Genomic DNA, 18,385 nt, shown 5'->3' with positions numbered 1-18,385 from the left:
TTATATATGACAAATTCTAGAATACAGGCAAAAAAAGAGAAAAGAGTGAAAAAGACGCCTAAGAAGAAAAAGTCGCGTCTCGCTTTAAAAGTCTTTTTAATTGTCATTGCATTAATGCTCGTTTCTGGCGGTGCCTATGCATACTATTTATACAAACAAGGCGAGAAGGCTGCCAACAAAGCATATGATAATGAAAACCAACGTGAAAAATCTGATTTGCGTACTGAAAAAGTAGAACCGTTGAAAGACAATATCTCAATCCTATTTGTTGGGATTGATGACAGCGAAAAACGAGAACAAGGCACTGATCATTCCCGCTCAGATGCATTAATGCTTGCCACTTTAAATAACAAAGATAAATCAGTAAAATTACTAAGCATTCCGCGTGACTCTTATGTATATATTCCCTATGTAGGCTACCAAGATAAAATCACGCACGCCCACGCTTATGGCGGTACACAAGCTACAATCGATACTGTTGAAAACTTGTTGAATGTACCAGTGGATTACTATTATCGATTGAACTTTGATGCGTTTATTCAGATTGTAGATGCATTAGGCGGTATCGAAGTGAAAGTACCGTATGCCCTACATGAGTTAGACGAAAATGATAAACGGACAGTTAACTTAAAACCTGGAAAGCAAGTCCTAAATGGTAGTGAAGCATTAGCACTTGCACGTACACGCCATCAGGACAGCGACATACAGCGCGGCGAACGCCAACAAATGATTTTAAAAGCCATAATTAAAAAAGCTTCTTCCGTTTCATCATTCACAAAATATGATAACATCCTTGCAGCAATCGGTAACAATATGAAAACCAATATGACGTTCGGCGAAATGAAGTCCCTTGCGGCCTATGTGAAAAACGGGATGCCAAAAGTTAAGTCGCTTTCATTAAAAGGTAACGATGATATGTCTACAGGTGTTTACTACTATAAACTTGACGAAAATGGTTTAGCTGAAACACGCCAAGTTTTGCAAAAACAACTAGGAATTAGTGACAGTGATTTAAACAAATCAAATCAACAAACTGACAACAACACTAATCAACAAAATACTAATAATCAGCAGAACAATACTAATCAACAAAACACGAATAACCAACAGCAAAACACAAACCAACAAAATAATAATACTGGAAACAACAATGCTGGCTACCAATCTGGATCCACTAACAACTATAGTGGCAGTTACAATTCCGGCGGTAATCAATAAAGTCGCTTCATTGGCTAATAAATAAAAAACACCCCAAACGTTAGAATCAAATCTAGCTTTGGGGTGTTTTTTGGTCTTTCACAATAATTTTTTTAATTCAAATTAGTATTGCGCAATAATTGTTTCGTTTTAAGAAGCACTTTCTGCGCGCTTGGTTCCCTCGCTTTGTCACTACGTTCATGCAGGACTTTCAGATCACGCATATATTAGGAGATATCGTATCTACTACACTAGTTATAATAGTCCATCTATTTTGAGTTTAATAAGAACTGAGTCATCCTTCCTCTCTTATAAAACTTCACTTTGTCGTTCATCTCCTTTATCTATTTATTAACTAAAAAAAGACGTGAAAGATATATATCTTTCACGTCTTTTAATTAGAATTTTAAACAATCACTATTTATTTACGTCTTACTAGATTTAAAAGTGGTCGGTAATTTTGTCCAGCTAGTCCAATCGCTTCAACAAATAATTCAATGGCTATCAAGATCACCGTGATTAACAAAATAGCTCCCCATACTGTAGCCATCGAGAATGTAACTGCTGCTACTCCGAACATCGCTGCAATACCGTAAATTAACAGTACTGTTTGGCGATGAGTAAATCCAAGACTCATCAAACGGTGATGCAAATGGGATTTGTCAGGACTAAATGGCGGTTGTTTATTTAATAAACGGCGCACAATAGCAAAGAACGTATCTGAAATTGGCACGCCTAACATTACGATCGGAATAACCAAAGAGATAAACGTAACATTTTTAAAACCTAGTAATGATAAGACGGCAATCATAAAGCCAAGGAACAGCGCGCCTGTATCACCCATAAAAATTTTAGCTGGATGGAAATTATAAAATAAGAAACCACAAGTACTTGCAGCAAGAATTAAAGCAATCACAAGTACAAAACCATTACTCATAATAAACGCCATACCAGCAAGTGTAACTAAAGCAATCGTAGAAACACCAGCAGCAAGGCCATCCAATCCATCTATTAAGTTAATTGCATTTGTAATAGCTAATATCCAAAGTATCGTTAATGGAATACTAAAGTATCCAAAGTCTAATTTTCCGTTAAAAGGCAAGTTGATAAAATCAATTTGAACGCCGCCAAAGAAGATGACGATTAATGCTGCTGCCAATTGGCCAAGCAGTTTTGCTTTTGGCGTAATTTCAAGCATATCATCAAGAGCCCCAGTTATAACAATCACAAAGCCGCCAAGCAAAATAGCAACTATCGATACAGACTTATCCATAGGATGTGCCACAGCAATCCCTATTAGAAAGGCTATAAAAATGGCTAAACCGCCAAGTCGCGGCATTACACTGCTGTGTACTTTGCGATGGTTTGGTTTATCAACAGCGCCAATGCGGTATGCGAGTTTCTTAACGAACGGAGTCAAGAGTATTGAAGCAACAAAAGCTACAATTAATGCTAGGTAAGTCATATTACCCGTCCTCCTTACGAACTCTACATCATTTTATATGAAATATGCGTCCCAATAACGCAGTGATATACTATTTCTCATTAAGTACAAAGACTATTATAACACGAAATTAGCAAAATAGCAGTCTCTTTCAAGGAATTCATTGGGCAACTCACATTCACAAATGTACTTCTTCCCCAATTCTATTCTTTATACACATAGACAAAATGCAGTCGCTCTACTTATTTCTAATCTTCACTATATATTAATTGGGATACTCTAAAATTACAAGACGTATTTAAGAACAAATTGTTCCAATTATTGTTCTTCATTTTACCAGACTATTGATCTCTTTAAAATAGAACTGTTAATAGTAAATAAATACATTTAAAAAGCCTTAAGATTTTAATGTATTCGACAAATTATAAAAATATTCATCTTTTTATCACAAAATAGTGTTTTTTTCGATATTTTTTTATGTTACTCTAATCAATAGCTTTTGAAATTTTAATTAGAATTTTCAGATATTAAATAAATTCACTCACTATTCTAATTAAAAAATGATATACGGCAAAACACAGGCCAATGAAAAACACTAAAACACTTCTTAGATTTTTCAGTGCCTAAGTACAAAGGAGTTTTTCTATGGAAATTCAAAAACTGTCACTTGGAGAAAAAATTTCGGTAGGTTTTATGCTATTTGCCCTTTTCCTTGGTGCAGGCAACATTATTTTCCCGCCATTGCTAGGACAACAATCAGGCGAACATTTTGTTTTAGCCATTATAGGATTTTTAATCACAGGTGTGGGTTTGCCTTTACTAGGCGTTATTACAGTTGCTAAATCAGGTGGCGAATTACAGGATATGGCTTCTAAAGTAAGTCCATTATTTGGAATCATCTTCACAGCAATTGTTTATCTAGCTATCGGTCCTTTCTTCGCCATGCCGCGTACCGGAACCGTTTCATACGAATTAGGGGTAAAACCTTATTTATCAGAACATACCGCTTCTATGAGCTGGCCACTAATTATTTTTACAATACTCTTCTTCTTAATTACCGTGTTTTTTGCATTGAATCCAAGCAAGCTTATTGACCGAGTAGGAAAAATTCTAACACCAGCACTTCTGATTGTAATCGCGGCTCTTGCCGTAAAAGCTGTTGTAACCCCAATGGATGGAGCTGGAAAAGCGATTGGTAAATATGTCTCAAATCCATTCGGCGAAGGTTTTGTACAGGGCTATTTAACAATGGACTTTCTTGCAGCACTAATTTTCGGTATTGTAATCATCGAAGCATTGAAGGGTAAAAATATTACGCATAAACCAACTGTTGTGAAAACAACTGTTTTTGCAGCCTTTATTGCAGCAGCTGGGCTTGCGCTCGTTTATATAGCTCTTGGTTATATAGGTTCTTCCAGCTACCAATCAATTGGCCAATTTAAAGAAGGTGCAGATATTATTACAAAGTCTGCCTACATTCTATATGGACAATTCGGTAACATTTTATTAACTGCGGTGATTTTGCTGGCATGTCTGACAACTTCGATCGGATTAATGACAGCCTCATCAGAGTTTTTCTATAAATTGTTCCCATCGATTTCATATAAAACATGGGTTTGGATTTTCGCAATCTTCTCTACTGTTGTATCAAACATAGGTCTAGCACAACTAATTGCAGTTTCAACACCAGTTCTATTAGCTATTTATCCGCTAGCAATTGTTTTGATGATATTAACATTGGTATCTAAATGGTTCAATGACGCACGCTCTGTATACATTACTGCACTAATCTTTACTGCCCTCATTAGTATTTACGATGGTCTTAAAGGTGCAAATATTAAATGGCCAGGCTATGAGGCATTTTTGAAAGAAATTCCACTCTATACAACAGGAATTGGTTGGCTCATTCCCGCTTTAATTGGTGCAGTGATTGGCTGGATCATTTCTCTTTTCCTAAAAAGAAAATAATATATTATTATTTAAGCGATTAGAGCGAATCTCTAATCGCTTTTTATTGTGCTTTCATTTAATAGGATAAAACAATATTTTAAACCTTCCCTTTAACCAGTCATAGTCAATCATTTACCTTCTATATAATTATTAATTTTGATTAAATTTACAACTATAAAAAAACGCTTTCAAAAATTTTATAAAAGACTCAACTTTTTAAGAACAAAAGCTTGAATTCATCTCATAGTGTGATATATTTAATACGCTATTGAGATATATTCATAAATTAGACACAAAGGATTGAGGGTGTAACAAAAATGGAGTGGTATGAATTAGTCGCTTCGATTATTTTAATTTTATTGGCAATCTTTGTCGTTGTTCTAGGGATCGCATTATTATTCCTACAAATAATGGACAAAAAACAAAAACAACATGCCATCTTGCGAAATTTCCCGGTTCTTGGCAGGGTCCGCTATATTACAGAAAAAGTCGGTCCTGAGCTTCGACAATATCTATTCGACGGAGACAATGAAGGGAAACCTTTTAGTCGAGAAGACTTCTTACATGTCGTATTACCTGGGAAATACTTGAGTAATGTCATCGGATTTGGTTCAAAAAGAAATTTTGAAGAACCAGGATATTATATTCGTAATGCCACATTTACTAAACAAGTAGAAGAAATGCGCGTAGACCAAACACAAACAGTTGAAACACAAAAATATGTAATTGATTCAGATAGCCTAATTAGCCGTAAAGAGCATACTGAAAAAATTGTCGCTAAACCATGGTTATTGCCTGATGAAGACGCCGTTGTCATCGGACCTAATTGCCGTGAGCCTTTCCATGTGAAGAGCTTGGTTGGCCAATCAGCGATGAGTTATGGTGCTTTAGGGAAAAATGCAATTAGCGCTTTATCAAAAGGGATCGGCTTAGCCAAAGGTTCTTGGATGAACACTGGTGAAGGGGGCGTTTCCGATCACCATTTAGCGGGTGGTTCTGACCTAATCGCACAAATTGGTTCTGGTTTATTTGGCTTCCGTACACTTGAAGGCGACTTCAGTTTTGAATTATTAAAAGAAAAAGCAGCTATACCACAAGTAAAAGCATTTGAACTAAAATTGGCTCAAGGTGCAAAAACACGAGGCGGCCACGTCGAAGGCGATAAAGTAACCGAAGAGATTGCCCGTATCCGTAACGTAGTACCTGGTAAAACAATCAACAGTCCAAACCGTTTCCGCCAATTCGATGATTTCCCATCATTATTCGACTTTATCGAACAAATTCGTGAGGTAGGCGGACTTCCAGTCGGCATTAAAGTGGTTATCGGCAGTCCAGATGATGCAGACAACCTTGCTTCATATATGAAAGAGTCTGGCAAAGGCCCTGACTTCATTACAATCGATGGTGCTGAAGGCGGTACTGGTGCTACTTATCAAGATTTAGCTGATAGTGTGGGGCTTCCATTGCACAGCGGTCTTGTCCTTTTACATGACGCACTTGTAAAACATGGTGTTCGAGACCGTGTCAAAATCATAGCTTCCGGTAAAATTATCACTTCAGATCGTGCAGCAGTCATCCTTGGCCTTGGCGCAGATTTAATCAATGTAGCACGTGGATTTATGATTTCAGTAGGCTGCATTATGGCACAACGTTGTCACACAAATGAATGCCCTGCAGGAGTAGCTACAACAGATCCAAAACTACAAAATGGTTTAATCGTTGATGAGAAGAAGTTCCGTGTTACTAACTATATTTTAACAATGCGGGAAGGCCTTTACCGAGTAGCAGCTGCTGCCGGCTTGGATTCTCCTACTAAATTTAATAGCGAACATATTGTCTATAAAGATGAACATGGCCGTGTATATAAAGTAGAAAACCTTAATCCTAAATTTTAATTTAAATAGAAATAGCTCCCCTGCTCTTTAGCAGGATGGTGAATATATGCGAGTATAAGAGCGATTCCTTCGTTCTTATACTCGTTTTTTTCGTATAAATTCATTCGATTGTTTCAACTGATACAAATCTACCTCACTACCATCTACTAGAGCTTACATGCTTAACCATCTTAATATAAGACAATTTATATATATTTATACCTGACAAACTTAAAATTAAAGTAAAAAGGCAACTTCAGTTGAAAACCCAACAAAAGTTGCCTTTTTTATTTAGAAAGCAAGGTAGGTTATTCTGGTACCCAGCCTATTTTAATCTAACTCTTTTAATGCAATTCGTTCCACTGCTTTCGCAACAGAGCTGTGGACATTCGGATCTAGTGGGTGTGGCACTAAATCGCCATTATGTGTAGCATCCACGATTGCATTCGCTGCAGCCAGCAACATCGGATAAGTAATGCTTTTTGCATTGGCATTTAGAGCACCGCGGAAGATACCTGGGAACCCAAGAACATTGTTTACAAGCCGACCATCAGCCGCATAGGCCGCACCTGCTTGTAATGCTTCCTCTGGTGTGATTTCAGGGTATGGATTGGACAACGCCAATATGATTTGCCCTTTTCTCACCATGCTTGGTTTAATAAGACCTTTGACACCAGTTGTCGCAATCACAATATCACATTTTTGCATGAGCTCTTCTAAAGAATTCATGACTGTACCACCGAAACTGCGTAAGCGGTCACAAGAACTTTCTTGTAAATCACTACCGCATACTTCTTTCACGCCATACTCAATCAACATACGAGAAATGGCAAGTCCTGCAGCTCCAAGACCTACTTGTCCAACAACTGCTTGCTTCAAGTCAACGCCTGCATAACGGCTAGCAGACAAAACTGCAGCTAATGTTACAACCGCAGTACCATGTTGGTCGTCATGCATAACAGGTATATTTAAATCTTTCTTTAAGCGTTCTTCAATTTCAAAGCAATGAGGTGAACCAATATCCTCTAGAAGAATCCCGCCAAACCCTTGTGAAATATGTTTTACTGTTTCAACAACTTCATCAGGATCACTCGTATCAAGTAGTATTGGTATACCGCTAATTCCTGCAAATTGGTCAAACAGCACAGACTTGCCTTCCATGACAGGCATCCCAGCTACAGATCCTATATTACCAAGCCCTAAAATAGCAGTACCATCTGTGACAATCGCTACTGTATTACCAATGCTTGTAAAGTAATTTGCTTTCTCAGGTGAGCGCTCAATTTCTTGGCAGACACTTGCCACGCCAGGTGTATAAATACGTCGAAGATCACTAAGTGAACGAACATCAATCTTCCTGGACATATGTATTTTTCCACCTTCATGAGCCTTCATTACATCGTCGGAAACAGCGCGGACAGTAATATCTTCTAAGCCATTTAACGCACCCACAATGGCATCCAATTGTTCTCCACTATCGCATGTACAAGATACATCACGAATTGTAGATAACGTGCCAATCTTTAGCGTCTTAATATCGCCGATATCGCCACCTTGGTCGCCGATCGCTTTTGCAACTTTAGCGAAATTCCCTGGTTTTGATGGTGTTTCTACTATTAGACTACGTATAATATTTTGTATTGCCATATATTTCCCTCCACCTTACACTATTATGACTATTTTGTGACGATTAGAAATACATTCTACCCCTTTCGTCTTTAAAGGTAAATATACTCCCTATAAACTTACAAGATTTCTGTTCAAAATAAACGGAGTAGAGGTTCTTTCATTTTGCTAAAAGAAAATTAATTCAATTAGAAATTAATTGTATAGAAGTTGTAGTACTTAGTTATACTGGAAATATAATCATCCAACTCCCATAGCATATTTCGATTTGAAATATAAATTCATGTGAAAAAACCTTCCCCCAAGAGAACCGCTTCCCCCTTAGCGGTTCTTTTACTATTTAATCCGACTTATTTCCCGAGGAATAACCTTTATTTTTATTTATTCCCCTTGTATTGATTACTAAATCTTCTCTTTTACACAGTAATTCTATTTTATTTTAAAGTAATCATCTTATTTTTGCACTAAATTATGAAAAATTTGTCGAAAATGCAAACATGCCTATTTTCAGATGGAGCAGTTACATTTATACTAGTAAAAGTATAAGTAAATTCAGTCAAAAGTTACAAAATTCATTGTGAAAATATGAGGTGTGGTAATGAGCATTAAAAAGATGATTCGTCTGACAATCATAATTACAGCTATTTTAGTTATTCTAAACGGATTAAGTTTAGGCTATCTGGCAAAAAGTATATCCAATCAAAACAAAATTGAAAGAATTAACCGAGAAGATAGTTCAATTGCTCTTTCATTGATGAAGAATACTGAAACAAAGTCTTCTAATATTCGTACATACGCAGAATCTGGCTCTAGCCGTTTCTTACAAGCTTATGAGCGTGAGGTCCAATCCTCACTAAACGCTGATGAGACTTTAAAAAAATTAAAGAGCAATCAACTTCCAGAAGATATTATTGCTCTTGCCGAATATGCGATTACACAATCAGAACAACTTAAACCACTAGAAGAAAAAGCAATCTCATTAGCAAAATCCGAGGAATTCGTCCAGGCTAAAGATATACTTTATGGAACTGAATATAGTTTATTAAAAGATAATATCAGCAGCTCTATTGATTCTTTTGACAAATCATTAAAAAAATTAACAGCAAAACAAGTAACAAAAGCTAAAACGCAGGTAAAAGTGAGCATTATCACAATGGCTGGCCTTCTAGCGCTATTTATGATTTATATTGCAGTAGTTCTATCTTATTTTTCTCATAAAATGAAACCTATATACTCACTAAAGAATTTTGTTTTAGAAGTAGCGAATGGCAATTTAACAATTGAACCAATTCACCATGGACAAGAAGATGAAATTGATGAACTTTCGGAAGCATTTAATGGTATGTACCAAAATTTAAGAGACATGATCCATACATTAACTCAAACGAGTGAACATCTAGCAGCTTCTTCCGAAGAATTGTACGCGAGTACTGAGCAAACCAATAATACAACTAAAATTGTAAGCCAAAAAATTGATCAGCTTGCACTTGATTCTGCGATGCAAACTGACTACTTAACAAATGGAACAAATTCAGTGAATGTTGTTGCTAGCCAAATTAGCGCTGTAGCCGAATCAGCTGCTTCCGCTGCTAAATCAGCTGCAAACTCATCAGACAAAACGGTATTTGGCGGAAAGCATCTAAAGAATACGGTCAAACAAATAAAAGAGATCAAAGCAGAAGTGGCAGAAACCCAAACTTCTTTATTAGAGCTCGCGAATAGTTCAAAGAGAATTAACAGCATGCTTTCTACGATTACTGAAATTTCGGAGCAGACGAATCTGTTAGCACTTAACGCAGCAATAGAAGCGGCTCGTGCCGGGGAGCATGGTAAAGGTTTTGCGGTAGTGGCCGGGGAAGTTCGAAAGCTTGCAGAGGAATCGGCACGTTCAGCGAATGAAATACGTGAAACAACCGAAAATATCGAAAAGTATATGCATAAAACAGTACAGCAAATGGAACAAGTCAATTTAAAGGCTGATGATGGTTTCAACAGTATTCAAACAACAGGTAAAGCATTCCAGGAGATTTATACAATGTCTATTAATCTTTCTAATGAAATACAAGAAGTATCGACTATTACCGAAGAAATGGCAGCAGCCTCTCAGGAAACTGCAGCTTCCCTTGAAAATGTAAATGCTATTTCACAAGAAACAAATTCAAAAACTCAAGAGATTGCTAACCTGAGTGAGGAGCAATATGCAATTGTTGAAGAAATTACAGCCTCAGCAGAAGAGTTGAGCCAGTTAGCTGAAACATTAAACAAACAAATACAAGTCTTTCAAATGTAAAGAAAAAGCGCAAATTGCGCTTTTTTTATTTTCACCTACTTATTTAATGGTCCTTTAGTATCTACCTCTCCTACATATATTTTAAAAATATTTCAATCTATCTATCAAAACTCCCTTTTTTCGTCAGTTGATTGTATTAAATCCCATTTTTCTCTACAATACAGTTAATAAAATATACTCATAAGATCCAACCCAAAAGGAGTGACCTATATGAAAAAAGCAATCGTTTCTGCTCTAGCTGTATGTGCTACCACTTTTGTAATACATGACCAAGATGCGAAAGCAAGTACTAATACATACAAGGTAAAAAGTGGTGATTCACTATATGTCATAGCAAAAAAGAAAAATACGACAATCACCAAACTTAAAAAACTGAACCATCTGACTTCAGATCTTATTTATGTAGGACAAACCTTAAAAACCTCAGGCACAACGAGCAACAGTGCGAGCAAGAAAACCTCTGCTCCGAAAAAAAGTACAACAAGTAAAAGTACAACTGTTACCAAAAAGTCTGGTACGTACAAAGTAAAACCAGGCGATTATATCGCAAAAATTGCAGCCAATCATGGTATTACATTATCAGCCTTAATGAAAGCTAATGGCCTAAAAAATGATCTTATTTTTGCTGGCCAAACATTGAAGATACCTGGCTCAAGTACTACAGTCACTCATGTTTCTTCTAACAAGAATAATTCTCCAAAGCCAATGACAAGCAAAAAAGCAACGACCTATACTGTCAAATCAGGTGATTATGTAGGAAAGATTGCTGCAGCTTTTAACGTATCCATTGCGTCAATTGAAAAAAATAATAACATAAAAAACCATGTTATTTATGTTGGTCAAAAGTTAAAAATTAATGGGTCTTCAACAAAACCAACAAGCAATAACACGAAACCAGCGACACCGAGTAAGACTCCAACAGCGCCTTCGAACGCAAAAAAATATACAGTGGTGTCAGGTGATACGCTTTCGGTAATAGCCCACAAATTTGGTATAACAATCACACAGCTAAAATCTTGGAATGGATTAACTTCAGATATGATCCGCGTTGGGCAAGTCCTCGCAGTAAAAAATAGCGGAACAACAGTCCAACAAGATAAAGAGAATACAACAGGTGTGTCTAATCCAACACCTGGACAAGCGTCATCTACAGTATTAAAAAATGCTATTAATATTGGGCTTTCTATGAAAGGAACACCTTATGTATGGGGTGGTTCTTCGCCAAGCGGCTTTGATTGCAGCGGTTTTATTTACTATGTATTTAAACAAGCTGGTTATAATAACATCAGCCGCACAAGCGCTGCTAGCTACGAAGCGCGTTCTTACTATGTTTCCAGTCCGAAACCTGGCGATCTAGTATTCTTTAAAAATACGTACAAGACTGGTATCTCGCATTTAGGTATTTATATTGGGAATGGCCAATTCGTCCATGCCGGCGGTGATTATGTACAGGTATCTTCGGTAAATGAATCTTATTGGAAGAGCCACTTTGATAGCTATAAACGATTTTATGATTTATAAGTTATAAATTTTCCCTATAATACTAACTTTTAAACCTTATCTAATATTTTTGGATAAGGTTTTTTTACATTAAGAAAGCTTGATATATCAACGTTTTTGTCGAACTGTAATCATTATGCTCTACTTTTGTTACAAGACTGTAATATAACTGTAAACGAAATAGCATTGTTAATTTATCAGATTTTTTATAAAGTTATACTTGTAAAAAACGAAATAAAACATAACATTTGAACTATAACGATTGAACTTAAATAACTACGAAATATAAAAAAACTTACTAGAATAGTTGGAGGACCTTTCATGAAAAAGAGAACTTTCTTAACGGCTATCGCATCAGGCGCATTAGCATTAACAATTGGATTTGGCCAAGCAAAAGCAGCAGAACAACATAATACAGCAACTACTACAGAACATACATCTATTACAATGGTTTCAAGCTCACAAGCTGTTAAAATCAGCGGCAAATACCATGTTACTGCAAATTCCTTAACATTACGTAAGTCACCTTCTCTAACTGCAGGAAAGTTAGGTTACTTCAAAAAAAATAAAACTGTAAATGCAAGCTACAAAAAAGTTGTGTCAGGTAGAACATGGTTAAAAGTTAGTGCACAAGGCAAAACAGGCTGGATGTCTGCAGCTTACTTAAAAGCTGGCGCTGGCGTTAAAACAACTTCTTCTAGTACAAATCAAAGTGATATTGTAAATACAGCTAAAAACTACTTGGGTGTTCCTTATGTTTATGGTGGAACCACTCCATCTGGTTTTGACTGCAGTGGTTTTACACGCTACGTTTTAGGCAAACATGGTATTACTTTACCACGTACAAGTCGTCAGCAACGTACTGCCCTACCATATACAAGCAATCCACAACCAGGAGATTTAGTATTCTTTAATGTAGGTGGCGGTGCTATAACACATGTGGCAATTTATGCAGGCAATGGCATGATTGTTCATGCAGCAGGCAGCCATGTACAATACCAAACAATGAGCACTTATTGGAAAAATTACATTCATAGCTACGGTAGCATTCGCTAACTGAATGTTATAAGTAGTGCCCGTTAGAATAATATATCGTACGTTAAAAAAGCTCAGCTAACGTAGCTGAGCTTTTTCATTAGGATGCAGTTTGATAAGTTTCTTCTTCACTTGCAGGTTCAGTTGACTTTGGTTCTACAACTGATTTGTTTTCCTTAACGCTTTTCGTTTGTACGGCTGGTGTTTCTTCATCATCAGTATCTTGCTCTGGTGTCTCCAACTCTTCTGCAGATGCTCCATCGTCTTGAGTACTGTTGATCGTAATTTCTTTAAATTGATAATCCGCATAGTCGTCGATAACAATTTTATAGATTATTTTTTCTTTTAATTGATGCTCTTGCTTATTTTTATCTACATAAGTGAATGTAGAGTCAACTTCGGCAGTCGCATAATCGTCTGTGATTTGAATATTGCCGATTGAATGTTTTAAATCTTTATACTTTCTACCATCAGCTGTGTATGTTTCTAACATCTTAGATGCAGCATTTTGCGCTGTGCTTCCTGGAAGAATATAGGACTCATATGAAGGTCTTTTAACAGGGTCTTTAATAGCAAGTGGTACAAGATCATAGAAGCTATCGATATAATCTTTTATCAAGTCTTTCCCTAGATATGCTTCATCTCTGTGATCATTATCAAAATCTTGATCGTTATCAATATCGATCTCTACATCTTTGTTTGACCACCCTGTAATTAAATTCATTATTTGTTTAATTGGTATAGCGTAACCTATTTCAGGTTGGTCTGTTAAAATAATCGAATTAATACCAATTACGTTACCTGTTTCTGCATTAATCAGCGGGCCACCGCTAGAACCGGGATGCAAACGAGCTGTCATTTCATATAGACCGCTATATGTGTATTCATCCGTAAACTCTGCGCCAATGTTTGTGATTTTTCCTTCAGTTGAAGTGCCGCCCTTATTATTCGGGCTACCAATTGCAATAACAGGCGTGTTAAGTCTTGCTGGTGCTGTATCTAAAACGAGCGGGTCTTTCCCTTCCAGTTCTGGTACACGTATAAGTGCAACGTCTGTCTTTTTTGAAATTCCAATTACCTGACCTTGAAACTCTTGGCCATGCTCATTTGAAACTAAAACATAAGAAGCATCCTTCGCCACATGGGCATTCGTGATAATGTCTCCTTTTTTGTTAAATAGGAACCCAGAACCTTGCTGCAAATCTGTCACGATCGTATAGACTTGCGTTTTAGCGTTTGCAATAATTGCAGAGGTATCATTTTTAGGCATAACAACATTTGTTTCTTCTTTGGTCGTCGTTGGTTGGCCAGTTGCAGGAATATCATTAGTCACACTGCCCTCTTGACGGCTAGCTGTCACCTTATCCTCTTGATCCTTTTTTGGTTCTTCTTTCTTTTTTGTCTCTTCCTTTTTAGGCTTATTGATTTTCTCTACTTTTTTAATATGTTCATTTTCATTAGCTGACTTTTCATTTTTGGTTAGGAGCATAAACGCACCCAAGATAATGGCTGCCATTAAAACAATGGATACAGCTATTCTTTTGATGGATGCTTTCTTTGGCTGATACCGTCGATTTTTAGTCATCACACATCCACTTCCTATCATTATTTAATTGTCAATACTATAGACGAATGAGCCTATATGAAAGTTTCAAAATTTTATCAATTCGGCTTTCTAGATTCAATTTCACAAAGATTATCATAGCATAAATTCCAGAGAATAGAATGAGAAAATAGATTTTTTTCGAAGGTATTTCTACTTATTTGTTTTACCCTATTTTCAGCACTATATGCACTCCTCACTTTCTTTTCCATAGGTCTCCTTTATAATGTCTACTCGGTTTATTTAAAGTTTCCATTCCGTAGTATATAATGAGGGAAAAAGTGTTATGGAAGGTAAGTTGAATGAAAAAGATAAATATATTGGGCATTCCTTTTGTAGATACTACCAAAAAAGAGTTTGTAAGCCATGTTTTGACCTTGGCAACCAGCAACAAGGAACCCATTTCAATCGTAACAGCGAATCCCGAAATTGTTATGCTAACAAAAGAAAATGCACAATATGAACAATACGTACAGCGATCGACCTATGTAGTCGCAGACGGTATAGGCGTTGTCATCGGTTCTAAAATATTAGGTACTCCATTGCGGGAACGGATACCAGGCTATGAATTAGTACACGCATTTATGAAAAATGCTGATATTAATAAAAATCGATTCTTCTTTTATGGCGGCAAGCCTGGTGTAGCAGAAGCAGCGGCTAAAAAGGCAATCGCCCTCTACCCCCATATTAATATTGTGGGGACTGCTGATGGCTATGGTGACAGTGACGCAGTAGCCACTCAGGCAGCGTCCTTAAAGCCTGATTTTATTTTTATTGCTACGGGAGCTCCCAAACAAGAAGAATGGATAGCTAGTCACCGCCATCAATTCGAGCACTGTGTCATGATGGGCGTAGGCGGCAGTTTGGACGTGTTATCAGGCAATGTTCGCCGTGCGCCACAACTCTTTATCAAGCTTAATCTTGAATGGTTCTATCGCCTAATCACACAACCCACCCGTATAAAACGTATGATGAAGATACCTCTTTTTCTGCTTAAGGTGTTGCAATCAAAATAACAATTTGCCGATTCTATTAAATTGAATCGGCTTTTTTATATTCCCAATTTCCATTCAAAAATCCAATAGCAATTTATTAATAATAATTCGCTCTTATAATTTATATTGATTTATTGTATACAATTGTATACAATAATTTTATATTCCGATTGTATACAATTGTATACAGAAAGAGGTGTGATATGAGACCAAATGAGGAAAGAGGCGGCCGACATCGTCATCATGGCGGCGGCCATCATACAAAGGGTCCTAAAACATTTAGGCGCGGCAGAGCAATAGCGTTTTTAGAGATACTTCAGCTAAAACGTATGACTATCAAACAGCAACTAGACGAACCCGAATTTGAAACTATTAAGCCAGTCTTAATCGGTGAGTTAAAGGCACTCGACATGGTTATCAACGAATTTATACAGCTATTTGATTTAGAAGAAAGTGATGAAATGGTAACCACTGAAAATCCTTCTATAGAAGCCTCAGAAACGATAGGAGATCTAGCAGATGAAACTAATCAATGAATACATCGATAGCCTCTTCGCTCCAACAGATACAGATTTAGAGGACGTGCTGACATCAATTGAAGAAAACGGAATGCGTTCTATCTCCGTATCACCCGGCTCTGGTAAGCTTCTTACAATGCTGGTGTCTTTATCACAAGCTAAAGAAGTACTAGAAATTGGAGCACTTGGCGGCTATAGCGGCATATGCTTGGCAAGAGGATTTGGCAGCGAAGGTTATTTAACATCACTCGAATTAGAGGAAAACTATGCTACCCTCGCTCATCAAAATTTAACCAAAGCAGGCTTTGGTAATCAAGTTACCTACTTGACTGGTCCAGCACTAGAAAGCCTCCAAATTCTAAAAGAAAATAATAAACAATATGATTTTTTCTTTATAGATGCAGACAAACTAAATTACATCAACTATTTAAACGCTTGTATCGAACTTGCCAAAGATGGTGCTATTATTGTCACAGACAATGTCTTAGCTGGCGGGAGTGTTGCAGATTCAAACTCACAGCCTAAACGTTATAGTGAGTTCATGAAAGAGTTCAATAAAACAGTCGCAGAACACTCTCAGTTGCAATCTGTATTAATACCGATCGGCGACGGAATGACGGTTTCACGCGTTATAAAGTAGTTATACAACATGCTGACTGCTAGCAAATGCTATATGCTTTGTGAGCAGTTTTTTCAATTTCTAATCCTGCTTATCCGACTACCCCACCCCTCAACCTAGAAATATTTTCCCTTGCATGATACTGTATTCAATGAATAATAACGAGGAGGAATTCTTTCACTTTGATTTCATTTATCCTAACACTAAAACGACTGCTAGAAGCTTTGTATAAATCATCAAAACATCCTTTATTTTTATCGCTTATTACTACCCTATTTTTCATCATTCTGTCAGGCGTGTTATTTTATACACAAAAAGAAGGCTGGGCCGTTCTAGACGCCATCTATTTCTGCGTTGTGAGCATTATTCCAACCGGCATCGATACCAACCTTTCCCCTGAAACAGCGATAGGAAAAGTATTCACTATGTTCTATCTTATCGTTGGAACAGGCACAATGCTCCTAACACTCATACTTTTGGCCAAATCGACCATCAATAATGATGATGATTTTAAGAAAACCTTTAAAAGTGGAAAGTGGAAACGCGAAGGACAAGAGGAAGAAAAATAATTCATTTCTTCCCAGTTGCATTGGAGAAGAATAAGTCAAGATAATGCTAGGGCATTTTTGAATTTCGCCTAAATCATGAAATCTGAATTAAGAAAATAAAAGTGCTATACTATTGGTGTAAATAAATATTGCCGACTTAGTTTAATGGCAAAACGGTGGTCTCGTAATCCACTGATAGGAGTTCGATTCTCTTAGTCGGCATATTAAAAAACCGACAACTAACATAAATCTTAATTTGAATTTGCACTATCTTTCAATTGATAATCCAATAAGACTCTTAGATAGCCTATTACGTCTATTCTGTTTCCATAAAAATAAAAGCCATCCATAATTGGATGGCTTTATTTCTTATTCTATAACGGCAATCATGCCCTCTTCATCATCAATTTCTAATCGGATGCTTGCTGCATAGGGATCTACGTTGGTTTCTTCTTGTAAATAGGCACGGATAGCGGACAACATGTTGGCTACGCGATACGTATCTTGTCGATTATTATAATATGCATCGGCAGAGTAGCCTTCATCGTCATCAAAGCAAAGCTCGATCTCTACATTTTCGGGCATTACATTGATTTGGCGTGCATGGTATACGCATAATGCGTTAATTAATTGGTCCTCTGATAAGACTATTGTTTCCATACATTTCGGTCCTCGTCACGTTTTTTGTTGCCACGGAACATTTGGAAAACTTTCATGATTAACATAATAAGTACCAAGATGGCAATAACATTGATTAATAAACCAAATAAGTTGCCCATTGCACCCATATTGCTAAGCATTCCACCAAATAAAAGTCCTGCAAGTCCTCCGAGCATCATGCCACGCATAAATCCGCCCTTTCGTGGAGTTGAATTAGCAGTTTTTGATTTGTTAGTTTTGTTATTAAAGCTTGAGTTTTTGTTATCTTGTGTATTTCGATTTGTATTGGATTTATTGTTATTGAAAATAGAATTATTGGAATTACCGTTTGAATTAAAACCTCTTTTGCCTGATTTGTATCCTCTTGCATCAGCTGTGATGCTAAAATGGTCTGAAACAACAGGCCCTACAGTTGAGAAAGCAAGAGTAGCTGCAAATAAAGCTGCCGCAAGTTTTTTAAATTTCAATTAAATACCCTCCATTAGTGTGTAATTAATATTACTTACTCTTATCTTATCATTTTCCT

Annotated in this window: 15 protein-coding genes and 1 tRNA gene; 11 read left to right on the top strand and 5 right to left on the bottom strand. The window is 36.8% G+C overall.

Annotation, left to right across the window (positions count from 1 at the left end; translation table 11 throughout):
• Positions 1–6: 6 nt before the first annotated feature.
• Positions 7–1,218: an LCP family protein gene (locus M2M59_RS03015; RefSeq protein WP_249775472.1), complete on the top strand. Its 1,212-nt coding sequence runs from the start codon at positions 7–9 to the stop codon at positions 1,216–1,218.
• A gap of 400 nt (positions 1,219–1,618) precedes the next feature.
• Here the strand turns inward: M2M59_RS03015 and M2M59_RS03010 are convergent, their stop codons facing one another.
• Positions 1,619–2,662 carry a glycosyltransferase family 4 protein gene (locus M2M59_RS03010; RefSeq protein ID WP_066784542.1) on the bottom strand — a complete coding sequence of 348 codons (1,044 nt, stop codon included), beginning with the start codon at positions 2,660–2,662 and terminating at the stop codon, positions 1,619–1,621.
• Positions 2,663–3,286: 624 nt separating this feature from the next.
• On the opposite strand from M2M59_RS03010, the gene brnQ reads away from it, so the two are divergent.
• Positions 3,287–4,609 carry a branched-chain amino acid transport system II carrier protein gene (gene brnQ / locus M2M59_RS03005; protein ID WP_249775471.1) on the top strand — a complete coding sequence of 441 codons (1,323 nt, stop codon included), beginning with the start codon at positions 3,287–3,289 and terminating at the stop codon, positions 4,607–4,609.
• A 299-nt stretch (positions 4,610–4,908) separates the two neighbouring features.
• The gene (locus M2M59_RS03000) at positions 4,909–6,486 is read left to right on the top strand and encodes an FMN-binding glutamate synthase family protein (RefSeq protein ID WP_147194834.1); all 1,578 of its coding nucleotides are present in this window, start codon (positions 4,909–4,911) and stop codon (positions 6,484–6,486) included.
• A 309-nt stretch (positions 6,487–6,795) separates the two neighbouring features.
• On the opposite strand, the gene M2M59_RS02995 is transcribed toward M2M59_RS03000, so the two are convergent.
• Positions 6,796–8,112, bottom strand: coding sequence for an NAD-dependent malic enzyme (locus M2M59_RS02995; protein WP_249775470.1), 1,317 nt, complete (start codon positions 8,110–8,112; stop codon positions 6,796–6,798).
• 577 nt (positions 8,113–8,689) lie between these two features.
• Between M2M59_RS02995 and M2M59_RS02990 the strand changes: the two genes are divergently transcribed.
• From M2M59_RS02990 to M2M59_RS02980, 3 genes are all read left to right on the top strand, one after another.
• Positions 8,690–10,381, top strand: a complete 1,692-nt coding sequence (locus M2M59_RS02990; protein ID WP_249775469.1) for a methyl-accepting chemotaxis protein — start codon at positions 8,690–8,692, stop codon at positions 10,379–10,381.
• A gap of 210 nt (positions 10,382–10,591) precedes the next feature.
• Positions 10,592–11,902 carry a C40 family peptidase gene (locus M2M59_RS02985; protein ID WP_249775468.1) on the top strand — a complete coding sequence of 437 codons (1,311 nt, stop codon included), beginning with the start codon at positions 10,592–10,594 and terminating at the stop codon, positions 11,900–11,902.
• Between the two features lie 300 nt (positions 11,903–12,202).
• Positions 12,203–12,937 carry a C40 family peptidase gene (locus M2M59_RS02980; protein ID WP_249775467.1) on the top strand — a complete coding sequence of 245 codons (735 nt, stop codon included), beginning with the start codon at positions 12,203–12,205 and terminating at the stop codon, positions 12,935–12,937.
• A 79-nt stretch (positions 12,938–13,016) separates the two neighbouring features.
• Here M2M59_RS02980 and M2M59_RS02975 read toward each other — a convergent pair whose 3' ends face one another.
• Complete coding sequence (locus M2M59_RS02975) at positions 13,017–14,501, bottom strand: S1C family serine protease (RefSeq protein ID WP_249775466.1); 1,485 nt, start codon at positions 14,499–14,501, stop codon at positions 13,017–13,019.
• Positions 14,502–14,821: 320 nt separating this feature from the next.
• Here M2M59_RS02975 and M2M59_RS02970 point away from each other — a divergent pair, with 320 nt between their 5' ends.
• The 5 genes from M2M59_RS02970 (at position 14,822) to M2M59_RS02950 (ending at position 17,421) form a co-directional block, all read left to right on the top strand.
• Positions 14,822–15,535, top strand: coding sequence for a WecB/TagA/CpsF family glycosyltransferase (locus tag M2M59_RS02970; RefSeq protein ID WP_249775465.1), 714 nt, complete (start codon positions 14,822–14,824; stop codon positions 15,533–15,535).
• 182 nt (positions 15,536–15,717) lie between these two features.
• Positions 15,718–16,050 (top strand): hypothetical protein, encoded by a 333-nt coding sequence (locus M2M59_RS02965; protein ID WP_249775464.1) that lies wholly within the window; start codon positions 15,718–15,720, stop codon positions 16,048–16,050.
• Complete coding sequence (locus M2M59_RS02960) at positions 16,034–16,672, top strand: O-methyltransferase (RefSeq protein ID WP_249775463.1); 639 nt, start codon at positions 16,034–16,036, stop codon at positions 16,670–16,672. The genes M2M59_RS02965 and M2M59_RS02960 overlap by 17 nt, the downstream gene beginning before the upstream one ends.
• Positions 16,673–16,833: 161 nt before the next feature.
• Positions 16,834–17,220 (top strand): potassium channel family protein, encoded by a 387-nt coding sequence (locus tag M2M59_RS02955; protein ID WP_066784496.1) that lies wholly within the window; start codon positions 16,834–16,836, stop codon positions 17,218–17,220.
• A 130-nt stretch (positions 17,221–17,350) separates the two neighbouring features.
• A tRNA-Thr gene (locus M2M59_RS02950) sits at positions 17,351–17,421 on the top strand.
• A gap of 147 nt (positions 17,422–17,568) precedes the next feature.
• Here M2M59_RS02950 and M2M59_RS02945 read toward each other — a convergent pair.
• A complete protein-coding gene (locus M2M59_RS02945) occupies positions 17,569–17,859 on the bottom strand; it encodes a DUF2653 family protein (RefSeq protein ID WP_066784491.1) in 291 nt (96 codons plus the stop codon).
• Positions 17,847–18,326 carry a hypothetical protein gene (locus M2M59_RS02940; RefSeq protein WP_066784490.1) on the bottom strand — a complete coding sequence of 160 codons (480 nt, stop codon included), beginning with the start codon at positions 18,324–18,326 and terminating at the stop codon, positions 17,847–17,849. The genes M2M59_RS02945 and M2M59_RS02940 overlap by 13 nt, the downstream gene beginning before the upstream one ends.
• Positions 18,327–18,385 lie beyond the last annotated feature (59 nt).

It is taken from the genome of Rummeliibacillus sp. G93 (assembly GCF_023515935.1).
Classification (GTDB): domain Bacteria; phylum Bacillota; class Bacilli; order Bacillales_A; family Planococcaceae; genus Rummeliibacillus; species Rummeliibacillus stabekisii.
The sequence above is the reverse complement of the archived record's forward strand: the minus strand, read 5'-3'. Positions and strand labels throughout refer to the sequence as shown.

What these genes read in the sequence shown, in the direction of transcription:
- M2M59_RS03015 (WP_249775472.1), top strand. Translation starts at nt 7, where the DNA reads ATGACAAATTCTAGAATACAGGCAAAAAAAGAGAAAAGAGTGAAAAAG.
- M2M59_RS03010 (WP_066784542.1), bottom strand. Translation starts at nt 2,662, where the DNA reads ATGACTTACCTAGCATTAATTGTAGCTTTTGTTGCTTCAATACTCTTG.
- brnQ (WP_249775471.1), top strand. Translation starts at nt 3,287, where the DNA reads ATGGAAATTCAAAAACTGTCACTTGGAGAAAAAATTTCGGTAGGTTTT.
- M2M59_RS03000 (WP_147194834.1), top strand. Translation starts at nt 4,909, where the DNA reads ATGGAGTGGTATGAATTAGTCGCTTCGATTATTTTAATTTTATTGGCA.
- M2M59_RS02995 (WP_249775470.1), bottom strand. Translation starts at nt 8,112, where the DNA reads ATGGCAATACAAAATATTATACGTAGTCTAATAGTAGAAACACCATCA.
- M2M59_RS02990 (WP_249775469.1), top strand. Translation starts at nt 8,690, where the DNA reads ATGAGCATTAAAAAGATGATTCGTCTGACAATCATAATTACAGCTATT.
- M2M59_RS02985 (WP_249775468.1), top strand. Translation starts at nt 10,592, where the DNA reads ATGAAAAAAGCAATCGTTTCTGCTCTAGCTGTATGTGCTACCACTTTT.
- M2M59_RS02980 (WP_249775467.1), top strand. Translation starts at nt 12,203, where the DNA reads ATGAAAAAGAGAACTTTCTTAACGGCTATCGCATCAGGCGCATTAGCA.
- M2M59_RS02975 (WP_249775466.1), bottom strand. Translation starts at nt 14,501, where the DNA reads ATGACTAAAAATCGACGGTATCAGCCAAAGAAAGCATCCATCAAAAGA.
- M2M59_RS02970 (WP_249775465.1), top strand. Translation starts at nt 14,822, where the DNA reads ATGAAAAAGATAAATATATTGGGCATTCCTTTTGTAGATACTACCAAA.
- M2M59_RS02965 (WP_249775464.1), top strand. Translation starts at nt 15,718, where the DNA reads ATGAGACCAAATGAGGAAAGAGGCGGCCGACATCGTCATCATGGCGGC.
- M2M59_RS02960 (WP_249775463.1), top strand. Translation starts at nt 16,034, where the DNA reads ATGAAACTAATCAATGAATACATCGATAGCCTCTTCGCTCCAACAGAT.
- M2M59_RS02945 (WP_066784491.1), bottom strand. Translation starts at nt 17,859, where the DNA reads ATGGAAACAATAGTCTTATCAGAGGACCAATTAATTAACGCATTATGC.